Below are 7,674 nucleotides of genomic sequence, written 5' to 3'. Positions count from 1 at the left end.
GCCCTACCGCGGCGGCACCACCGTCGTCGCCGGGGACGCCCTGGCCGGCGGCGCCCACGGCCGGGCCCGCTTCGCCGGCGTCGTGGCGCTCGACCTGCGGCGGCTCGACCGGCTGCGCTCGGTGGACACCGAGTCGATGATCGCCGAGTTCGAGCCCGGCGTGCGCGCGCCCGACGCCGAGCGGCTGCTCGCCGCGCACGGGCTGACGCTCGGGCACTTCCCCCAGTCCTTCGAGTACGCCACGCTCGGCGGCTTCGCCGCGGCCCGCTCCAGCGGCCAGGCCTCCGCCGGGTACGGCCGCTTCGACGACATGGTGGCCGGCCTGACCCTGGCCACGCCCGCCGGCGACCTCGAACTCGGCCGCGCTCCCAAGTCGGCGGCCGGGCCCGACCTGCGCCAGCTCGTGCTCGGGTCGGAGGGCGCGTTCGGCGTCATCACCGCACTGCGGCTGCGGGTGCGCCGCGCGCCCGCGGAGCGGCGCTACGAGGGGTGGCGCTTCCCGACGTTCGCGGCCGGGTCGGCCGCCGCGCGGGCGCTGGCCCAGGAGGGGCCGCTGCCGGCCGTGCTGCGGCTGTCGGACGAGACCGAGACGATGATCGGCCTGGCCGACCCCGGCGCCATCGGATCCGGTGGCCCCGGCGGCTGCCTGATGATCACCGGGTACGAGGGCGCCCGCGTGGAGCCGCGCCGGACGGAGGCGTCCGCCGTGCTCGCGCGGCTCGGCGGCGAGCCCCTGGGCGAAGGGCCGGGGCAGGCGTGGGAGCACGGGCGGTTCTCGGCGCCGTACCTGCGCGACTCGCTGCTCGCGGCCGGCGCCACCGTCGAGACGCTGGAGACGGCCGGCTTCTGGGCGAACCTGCCGCGCCTCTACGACGCCGTCAGGCTCGCCTTGCTCGGCGCGCTCGGCTCGCCGCTGGTGCTGTGCCACATCTCCCACGTGTACGAGACCGGCGCCTGCCTCTACTTCACCGTCGTGGTCGCGCAGGACGGTGAGCCGGTGGCGCAGTGGGAGCGGGCCAAGGAGGCGGTGAACGCGGCCGTCGTCGAGGCCGGCGGCACGATCACGCACCACCATGGGGTCGGGCGTGACCACCTGGAGGCTTACGGGCGGGAGATCGGCCCGGTCGGGGTGGGCATCCTGCGCGCGGTGAAGGCGTCGGTCGATCCGGAGGGCGTGCTCAACCCCGGCGTGCTGATCCCCTGAGCCCGGCTCCGAGGAGTCAGTCCTCGTCCGGCGGGACTGCGTCGGCTTCGGCCAGGGCGGCGGCGGCGTCGCTGTAGCGGTGCAGGGCCTCCTGGACGGAGGCGAGCGTGTGCAGGCAGACCACGAGGGACCCGCCGCCGATCGACCGGCTGACCGCCACCGCCTCCTGGGCCAGGGGCAGCGCCTCCGTGAACCGGCCCCACGCGAGCAGGTGCTTGGCGGTCGTGCGCAGGCAGCGGGCCAGCAGCTCGGTGTGCTCGCGCGGCGCCCGCTCGGCCAGGACTCTGCTGCGGGCGATCGCCTCCATGAAACCGTTGAGCGCGGCGCTCCTGCTCCAGCGCGGCCGGGTCTGGGCCAATGCCAGCAAACCCTCGATGGCCCCCACTTCGGAAGTGCCTTTTCGGGTCGCGTCATCCGGGCCGTTACGGCTCATGGGAGCCTCCCCTCGGGCGATCCCAACCGCTTGCTTGGGGGAGGAGGCTACACCATTGCGAACCTTCTGTGTTCCTCACGGTACGGAGCGTTCAGGATGCATGAAAGGTAGATCGCGGTAAAGATGTTGTCATGGTGGAAGTAGCGGCTGAGCGGGGAAAGCAGCTTTCGTCACGGGTGTCGGAGGAGGGCGCGGGCTGGGCGTGCGCGCAGATCGGGACGTTCGAGCAGCTCAGGCCCCATCGTAAGGGGTTCAGCTGGCTCAATCCGGTGACGTTGTGGCGCTCGCGTAACGAGGTGCTGGCGACGTTGTTCGGTGATCCTTCCGGGCAGGTGCGCGAGCGGTGGGTGAAGGCGCAGGAAGCGCGCGGGATTGATCGGGAATTTCGCATCAAGCCGCCCGTCGGGGGAAATTTCAGTTTCCTGTTACTGGGCGATACCGGTGAGGGGGACGCGTCCCAGTACGCCGTTGTTCCCGGCATGCTGAAACTCGGCGAGGGCACGGCGTTCGCCGTCATCGCCAGTGACGTGATCTATCCCACCGGATCGGGCAACGAGTACGGCGACAAGTTCTTCCGCCCGTACCAGGAGTACGACGCCCCGATCTACGCGATCCCCGGCAATCACGACTGGTACGACGGGCTCGGCGGCTTCATGCGGGTCTTCTGCGACGCGCCGCCGCTCAAGCCCACCCCCGACCGAGGGCTGCGCGGCCTGCTGTGGCGCAAGCCGGAGACCATCGACGAGGACCGCCTGGCCGAGGCGCGCGCGCTACGCGGCAGGCCGTCGCAGCAGGCCAAGGGGCCGGCCGCGCAGCCGGGCCCCTACTGGGCGATCGAGAGCGAGAGCCTGCTCATCGTGGGCGTGGACACCGGCATCAGGAACGTCATCGACCGCGACCAGACCGCGTGGCTGCGCCGCGTCTCGCTGGACCCCCGGCCGAAGATCCTGGTGACCGGCAAGCCCATCTACACCGGCAACGAGTACAAGCCGTCGCCGCTGGAGGAGGGCGGCACGATCGACGACATCGTGCGCGACCCGGCGCACCGCTACGTCGCGGCCATCGGCGGCGACGTGCACAACTACCAGCGCTACCCGGTCGAGCTGGACGACGGCCGGGTGATCCAGTACGTCGTCTCGGGCGGCGGCGGCGCGTTCATGCACGCCACGCACACCATCGAGCGGGTGGACGTGAAGGGCGTGCACGAGGACGCCTTCAGGTGCTATCCGCTGCGCGGCGACTCGCTGTCGTTCTACAGCCAGCTCTACGCCAAGCGGCTGCGCATGCGCTGGCTCTGCCTCACGCCGGCCGAGGCCGCCTGCGTCATGACGGAGCGGATCAAGAACGAGCCGGTCAGGACGCCGGCCGGGCCGGTGCGCATCACCCTGCGGATGCGCTGGGCGGCGCGGCTGCTCGGCGCCTGGCCGTGGCCGCTGCGGCTGCCGGTCGACCGGGTGTTCCACCGGTACCTGTCGGAGCTGTCCGACTGGGACACGCCGCCGTTCTTCAAGCAGTTCCTGCACGCAACGGTGACGCCGCAGGAGCTGACGCTGCGCTGCTTCGCCGCCACCGGCTGCCTGGGCCAGGAGCTGAACCCGCCGCTCGAGGACGAGGTCCGCATCGACCTGACGCGGTAATTGTCGGAGCCGTTTGGCACCCTTGGTCACGTGTACGTGGTGGTCGCGGGCGAGACGGTGCTGCCGGTCGGCGGCGCGCCGAGCCGTCCGGCCGGCCTGGCGGAGGCGGTGCGCGAGCTGGAGGCCGGCCAGGCGCCCCGGTGGGTGTGGGCCGACACGCGTGAGGCGTATTCTCCGCTGATCGAGAAGGGCGTGCGGGTCACGCGCTGCCACGACCTCGCACTGACCGAGGGCCTGCTGCTCGCCTACGAGGGCCGCCACCGCGAGCCGCGCTCGGCCAGGGCCGCCCACGCCAGGCTGCACGGCCTGCCGGTGCCCGACGAGCGGCCCAGCGAGCCGGGCACGCTGTTCGCACCGGAGCCGCCCTCCGCCGAGCTGGTCGCCGAGGTGCTCGACGACCAGCTGCGCCGCATCGCCGCGCTGCCCGAGCCCGGCCGCTTCCGGCTGCTGGTGGCGGCCGAGTCGGCGGGGGCGCTGGTGGCGGCCGAGATGACGCACGAGGGCATGCCGTGGCGCAAGGACGTGCACGACGCGCTGCTGACCGAGCTGCTCGGGCCGCGTCCCGTCCACGGCATGCGGCCGGCCAAGCTGCAGGCGCTGGCCGACGAGGTGGCGGCGGCGTTCGGCCATCCGGTCAATCCCGACTCCGCGCAGCAGATCGTCAAGGCGTTCAAGGGCGCGGGGGTGTCGCTGAAGACGACCCGGCAGTGGGAGCTGAAGCAGATCGAGCATCCCGCCGTGGCGCCGCTGCTGGCGTACAAGGAGCTGGCGCGGCTGCACAGCGCCCACGGGTGGGCGTGGGCCGACCAGTGGGTGCACGGCGGGCGGTTCCGTCCCGAATATGTGGTCGGCGGGGTGGTGTCGGGGCGGTGGGCCACCAACGGCGGCGGTGCGCTGCAGATCCCGAAGGTGATGCGGCAGGCCGTGCTGGCCGACGACGGGTGGGTGCTGGTCGTGGCCGACGCCGCCCAGCTCGAGCCGCGGGTGCTCGCCGCGATGGCCGGTGACGGGCGGCTGGCCGAGGCGGCGGGGGAGATCGATCTCTACGCCGCGCTCGCGCGGTCGTTCGGCGGCGAGCGGGCCAACGCCAAGATCGCGATGCTGTCCGCCATGTACGGCGGCACCAGCGGCGACGCCTCGCGCCTCCTGGCCGTCCTGCGGCAGCGCTTCCCCAAGGCGTACCAGTTCGTCGAAGACGCGGCCAAGGCGGGGGAGGAGGGGCGGACCGTACGCACCTGGCTGGGCCGCACCAGCCCGCCGCCGTCCGAGCGGTGGAAGGAGCTGGTGTCAGGGCCCGAGGGCGTGCGGGCCGCCCGCGACCGCGGCCGCTTCACCCGCAACTTCGTGGTGCAGGGCACGGCCGCCGAGTGGGCGCTCGCGCTGCTCGCCGTGCTGCGCGGGCGGCTGCCCGAGCCGGCCAGGCTGGTGTTCTTCCAGCACGACGAGGTGATGGTGCACTGCCCCGCCGAGCAGGCCGAGGAGGTGACGGCGGCGATCGCCGCGGCGGCGGCCGAGGCGACCCGGCTGCTGTTCGGGCACACCCCGGTGCGCTTCCCGATGGAGACGGTCGCGGTCGGCTGCTACGCCGACGCCAAATAGCACGGCTACGGCTTCCCGTAACGAACGCGGCGGTTTCTCACCATGGTGGGGGACAAGGGGCCTCCGTAGCGTCGGCACGTGGTCAAAACCGTGCTCGCCGCCATCTGCCTCACCCTCGCCCCCGTCACCTTCGCCCCCGTCACCTTCGCCCCCGTCACCTTCGCCCCCGTCACCTCGGTCCCCGCGTCGGTTCCAGCGTCGGTCCCCGCGTCGGTTTCCGCCTACGTCGAGCGTTACCGCGCGGCCACCGGCCTGCCTGGCGTCGCGGTGGCGATCACCAGGCAGGGCGAGGTCGTCCACACCGCCGGGTACGGGGAGACCGCCGCGGGCGAGCCCGTCACCGCCGGCACTCCCATGGCGGTGGCCTCGGTCAGCAAGTCCTTCACCGCCCTGGCCGTCCTGCGGCTGGCCGAGCAGGGCAAGCTGGCCCTCGACCAGCCGGTGCGCCGCTATCTGCCCGAGTTCACGATGGCCGATCCCAGGGCCGGCCGGATCACCGTACGGATGCTGCTCGACCAGACCTCGGGCATGGCCGACGCGGCCTTCCGCGAGAAGAGCCTGCCCCAGCCGGACACCCTGCGAGGCGCGGTGGCCCGGCTCAGGACGGCGAAGCTCGCCGCGGACCCCGGCACCGCCTTCAGCTACCACAACACCAACTACCAGGTCGCCGCCCGGCTCGTGGAAGTGGTCGGCGGCCGGCCGTTCGCGGATCATCTCGCCGCGCACGTCTTCGAGCCCCTCGGCATGCGCCACACCACGACGATCGACACCGACCGGGACCTGCCCGGCACCGCTCGCGGCCACCTGTACGTCCTCGGCAGGGCCGTCGCCCTGCCGGAGCCCGCGGCCTTCGGCAACGGCTCCGGCGGCGTCATCAGCACCGCCGACGACATGGCCAGGTGGCTGATCGCGCAGAACGCCGGCCTGCCGGGGCTGCTGTCCCCGCAGGGCGTCAAGGAGATGCGTACGGGCTCCGAGCCGAACAGGGACTACGCACTCGGCTGGCAGCTCGGCACGACGGACGGAGGCACCCCCGTGCTCGAACACGGGGGAGACCTGTTCACCTCCACCGCCTACCAGGTGGTGATGCCCGGCTCGGGATACGGCATCGCCGTCATGGCCAACACCGGCATGGCCTTCTCCGACGCGGAGACCCTCATGAGGGGCCTGGTCGCCATCGTCGAGGGCGGCACCCCGCAGGTGCCCGGCGGCCGGCCGACGCTCCTCACCGACATGCTCTTCGCGCTGCTGACCCTGGCGACCATCGCCCTGGCGGCACGCGGCAGCGTGCGCGCCCGGCGCTGGGCCGCACGCCGCACCGGGTGGCGGCGGTGGCGGCTGGTGCCCTACCTGGCCCCGCTCATGCTGTGCGCGACGCTGGAGCCGGTCCACCGCTATCTGGCCCGGGGGCGCGACGCCGCGTTCGTCCAGCTCGCCTACCTCTACCCGACGTTCATGATCTGGCTGGTGACCGCCGCCGCGGCGGGGCTCACCGTGATCGCCGCTCGTCTGTGGAGCGGCGCCAGACGGTGACCAGCCAGAGACCGGACACCGCGACCATGATGCCGACCACCAGGCCGAGCACGCCGTAGCCGAGCAGGCCGACGATGGCGCCCGCGATGATGGTGCCGGTGGCGCCGCAGACGTTCATCAGCAGGTCGGACAGGCCCTGCACGGCGGTCCGCCGCTCCAGCGGCACCGACTCGGTGACCAGCGCCGAGCCGGCCACGAGGCCGCACGACCAGCCGAGGCCGAGCAGCACCAGCGCCGCCGTCACCTGCCACACCCGGTGCCCCGCGGTGCCGGCCAGCGCGGCGGCGCTCAGCAGCAGGCCCATGCCGAGCACCAGCACCGGCAGCTTGCCCGCCTTGTCGGCCAGCCAGCCGACGACCGGCGACAGCACGTACATGCCGGCGATGTGCAGGCTGATGACCAGGCCGATGACGTCGAGGTTCGAGCCGTCGTGGTGCAGCTTGACCGGGGTCATGGACATGACCGACACCATGGCCGTGTGGCTGACCGCGATCATGACGAGGGCGTGGCGGGCCATCGGGGTGGTGCGCAGAGTGTGCAGGGCGGTGCGGATCGTGCCCCGGCGTCCCCTGCTCTCCTCGCGGGTGCCGTGCACCTCGCGGGCCAGCGCGAGCGGGTCGGGCCGCAGGAGGACGAGGATGACGAGCAGCGCCAGGCCGAAGGCCAGCGCCGCGAACGCGAAGGGCCCCGCCTTCTCCACCAGCCCGAGCCGCATGCCGATCTGGTCGGCGGGCCTGGCGAGGTTGGGGCCCGCCACGGAGCCGATCGTGGAGGCCCACACGACCAGCGACAGGTGCCGGGCCGAGCGGTCGCGGGGCGACAGGTCGGTGGCCGAGTAGCGGGCCGCCAGGCTGCCCGCGCTGCCGCCGCCGACCAGGACGAGCCCGGCCAGCAGCAGCGGCCACGTGCCCAAACTGATCGCCAGCACGGAGACCAGACAGCCGGTCAGCGCGGCGACGTACGCCAGCGACAGGCCGGCCCGCCGCCCGCCGCTGCCCGACGCGCGGGCGGTGGGCAGTGCGAGCAGCGCCGCGCCGAGCACCGTGGCCGTGCCGGCGAAGCCGCTGATCACCGTCGAGTGGGACAGCTCGTCCACGACGACGGAGCTGAGCGCCAGCCCGACGGCGACGCCCACGCCGCCCACGATCTGCGCCGCGGACAGCACCGCGAGCGTGCGGCGCTGGACGCGGGCGATCCGGTCAGGAGGGGACGAGGCGGACTGTGTGGGGGCACTGGTCACCCGTGAAGTCTCGCATAACCCCTAACAA

Annotated in this window: 6 protein-coding genes; 4 read left to right on the top strand and 2 right to left on the bottom strand. The window is 73.1% G+C overall.

What is annotated here, in order from left to right; translation table 11 throughout:
• Positions 1–1,204, top strand: a 1,204-nt coding sequence (locus tag ABZW11_RS43055) for an FAD-binding oxidoreductase (protein WP_355431226.1), incomplete at its 5' end; no start/stop codon positions are given.
• Positions 1,205–1,220: 16 nt separating this feature from the next.
• Here ABZW11_RS43055 and ABZW11_RS43050 read toward each other — a convergent pair.
• Positions 1,221–1,589 (bottom strand): hypothetical protein, encoded by a 369-nt coding sequence (locus ABZW11_RS43050; protein WP_355431223.1) that lies wholly within the window; start codon positions 1,587–1,589, stop codon positions 1,221–1,223.
• A 179-nt stretch (positions 1,590–1,768) separates the two neighbouring features.
• On the opposite strand from ABZW11_RS43050, the gene ABZW11_RS43045 reads away from it, so the two are divergent.
• The 3 genes from ABZW11_RS43045 (at position 1,769) to ABZW11_RS43035 (ending at position 6,406) form a co-directional block, all read left to right on the top strand.
• Positions 1,769–3,274 (top strand): metallophosphoesterase, encoded by a 1,506-nt coding sequence (locus ABZW11_RS43045; protein ID WP_355431220.1) that lies wholly within the window; start codon positions 1,769–1,771, stop codon positions 3,272–3,274.
• A gap of 30 nt (positions 3,275–3,304) precedes the next feature.
• Complete coding sequence (locus ABZW11_RS43040) at positions 3,305–4,873, top strand: bifunctional 3'-5' exonuclease/DNA polymerase (protein ID WP_355431217.1); 1,569 nt, start codon at positions 3,305–3,307, stop codon at positions 4,871–4,873.
• Between the two features lie 78 nt (positions 4,874–4,951).
• Positions 4,952–6,406: a serine hydrolase domain-containing protein gene (locus tag ABZW11_RS43035; RefSeq protein ID WP_355431215.1), complete on the top strand. Its 1,455-nt coding sequence runs from the start codon at positions 4,952–4,954 to the stop codon at positions 6,404–6,406.
• Here the strand turns inward: ABZW11_RS43035 and ABZW11_RS43030 are convergent.
• Positions 6,363–7,646, bottom strand: coding sequence for an MFS transporter (locus ABZW11_RS43030; RefSeq protein WP_355431213.1), 1,284 nt, complete (start codon positions 7,644–7,646; stop codon positions 6,363–6,365). The two genes, ABZW11_RS43035 and ABZW11_RS43030, sit on opposite strands and share 44 nt — an antisense overlap.
• Between the last annotated feature and the right edge of the window lie 28 nt (positions 7,647–7,674).

It is taken from the genome of Nonomuraea sp. NPDC004580 (assembly GCF_040609855.1).
GTDB lineage: Bacteria > Actinomycetota > Actinomycetes > Streptosporangiales > Streptosporangiaceae > Nonomuraea > Nonomuraea salmonea.
This window is presented reverse-complemented; position numbering and strand designations above follow the sequence as displayed.

Excerpts from the sequence above, each read along its gene's own strand:
- ABZW11_RS43045 (WP_355431220.1), top strand. The coding sequence starts at position 1,769 with ATGGTGGAAGTAGCGGCTGAGCGGGGAAAGCAGCTTTCGTCACGGGTG.